At 74.1% G+C, this 2,047-nt stretch carries 2 protein-coding genes and 3 tRNA genes; 1 reads left to right on the top strand and 4 read right to left on the bottom strand.

The genetic code is table 11. The annotated features are described in order from the left end of the window. Positions 1-913: YihY/virulence factor BrkB family protein (locus tag ABEB16_RS17530; RefSeq protein ID WP_345713505.1), on the top strand; the 913-nt coding region annotated here is incomplete at its 5' end. Between the two features lie 115 nt (positions 914-1,028). Here the strand turns inward: ABEB16_RS17530 and ABEB16_RS17525 are convergent. The 4 genes from ABEB16_RS17525 to ABEB16_RS17510 form a co-directional block, all read right to left on the bottom strand. Further along, positions 1,029-1,100: transfer RNA gene (locus ABEB16_RS17525), tRNA-Val, on the bottom strand. Between the two features lie 39 nt (positions 1,101-1,139). Then, positions 1,140-1,210, bottom strand: a tRNA-Cys gene (locus tag ABEB16_RS17520). 34 nt (positions 1,211-1,244) lie between these two features. Beyond that, positions 1,245-1,317 (bottom strand) — tRNA-Gly (locus tag ABEB16_RS17515). A gap of 119 nt (positions 1,318-1,436) precedes the next feature. After that, positions 1,437-2,047 (bottom strand): alpha-hydroxy acid oxidase (locus tag ABEB16_RS17510; RefSeq protein ID WP_345713504.1); only part of this gene is annotated, 611 nt, incomplete at its 5' end.

The following is a 2,047-nucleotide window of genomic DNA, read 5'->3' as shown; positions in this document are numbered from 1 at the left end:
CGCGTGCACGCGCGCGGGCGGGGTGGCGGGCCGCGGGGGGCGGGCGGCCGTCCGGGCCGTCCGGACCGCCGTCGGCGGCACGGTCGCCACCTGCCTGCGCTACCGGGTGACGGGGCTGGCCGCCGAGGGCGGCTTCTTCGCGCTGCTGTCCCTGCCACCGCTGGTGCTCGGGCTCGTGGCCTGCCTGGGGTACGTGGGGCGCTGGCTGGGGGTGGAGGACGTCGCGGCCGTGCGCTCGCAGATCGTCGACCTCACCTCGGCCGTGCTCACCCCGAGCGTCGTCGAGAGCGTGGTGGTGCCCACGTTCGACTCCGTCACCACCAGCGGTCGCGCCGACGTCACCCTCGTCGCGTTCGCCTTCTCGGTGTGGTCGGGTTCGCGGGCCCTCAACGTCTACGTCGACACCATCGCCATCATGTACGGCCTCGGCGGGGTCCGCGGCATCGTGCGCACGAGGGCGCTGTCGCTGTCGCTGTACCTGCTCGGGCTCGTCCTCGGCGTCGTGGTGGTCCCGCTGGTCCTGGTCGGGCCGAGCCTGCTGGGGCGGTGGCTGCCCGCGGAGGCGCAGTTCGTCATCGGGCTGTACTGGCCGGTCGTCGTGCTGCTCACCGTCGCCGGTCTCGGCACGCTCTACCACATCGCGACGCCGGTGCGCGGGCGGTGGCGGCGCGACCTGCCCGGTGCCGGCCTGGCCCTGCTGCTGTGGGTGGTGGTCTCCTCGGTGCTGCGGGAGATCATCGCGCAGTCGCTGGGCGGTGCCTCGATCTACGGGCCGCTGGCCTCGCCCATCGTGGTGCTCGTCTGGCTGTACGTGCTGGCGATCGCGGTACTCATCGGTGCGGCGTTCAACTCGACCCTGGACCGGATGTGGCCGGGCGGCGCCCGGGGGGTGGGGCGTCCTCCCCGCTCCTGATCCGCGGCCCCGCCCCGGGCGCCGCGAGCCGGCGCGGGGGAGGTCCGGCAGCGGGGACGCGCAACGCAGCAGGGCCGCTCCCCGGTCGGGGAGCGGCCCTGCTGCGTCTGTCGAGTGGGCGATACTGGGATCGAACCAGTGACCTCTTCCGTGTCAGGGAAGCGCGCTACCGCTGCGCCAATCGCCCAGGTCTACCGCGAGGCACCTGCCAACCGGTGCCTCGCCGAGGTGGAGACGGGATTCGAACCCGTGTACACGGCTTTGCAGGCCGTTGCCTCGCCTCTCGGCCACTCCACCGTCGAGGCTCGTGCCTCTGAAGCTCGTGCCTCCGAGCGGACGACGGGACTCGAACCCGCGACCCTCACCTTGGCAAGGTGATGCGCTACCAACTGCGCTACGTCCGCATGCTCCGGTGGAAGCTTTTCGCTTCCCCCTGCAGCGAGAAGAACATTAGCCGACGTGCAGGGGTGCGGTCCAACCGCCCCCCTCCCGGTGCGTCCGGGCGGGGGGCGGCCGGGCGGTCTCAGCGCCAGATCAGGTCGGGCCCGAGGGCGGACAGGTCCCGGGCGCCGCACAGGCCCATCGCCATCCGCAGCTCCGTGTCGAGCATGTGCAGCGCCGCCAGCGCACCCTCGCGCCCCGCCGCCGCGAGGCCCCACAGGTAGGGCCGGCCGACGAAGACGGCGTCCGCGCCCAGGCACAGGGCCTTGAGCACGTCGACGCCCCGGCGGACGCCGGAATCCACCAGCACCGGCACCCGGCCGCCCACCTCGGCCGCCACCGCGGGCAGCGCGACGGCCGTCGGGACCACCGTGTCGAGGTTGCGGGCGCCGTGGTTGGACACCCACACCGCGGCTGCGCCGTGCTCGACCGCCCTGGCGGCGTCGTCCGGGCGCAGCACGCCCTTGACGACGACCGGCAGGTCGGTCAGCTCCACCAGCCAGGTGATGTCCTGCCACGTCAGCGTGGGGTCGAGGCGCTCGACGTAGACGCGCCGGTGCGCCGGCAGGTCGTCCTCGGCGCGCGGGGTCAGCGCGGGCAGGTTGGCGAAGTGCATGCCCGCCGGCAGGCGCACGCTGCGGCGGCGGTCGGTGTCGCGGGCGCCCAGCACCGGCGTGTCCACGGTGACCACGA

The organism is Kineococcus glutinatus, assembly GCF_039542765.1.
Lineage (GTDB): Bacteria > Actinomycetota > Actinomycetes > Actinomycetales > Kineococcaceae > Kineococcus_A > Kineococcus_A glutinatus.
This window is presented reverse-complemented; position numbering and strand designations above follow the sequence as displayed.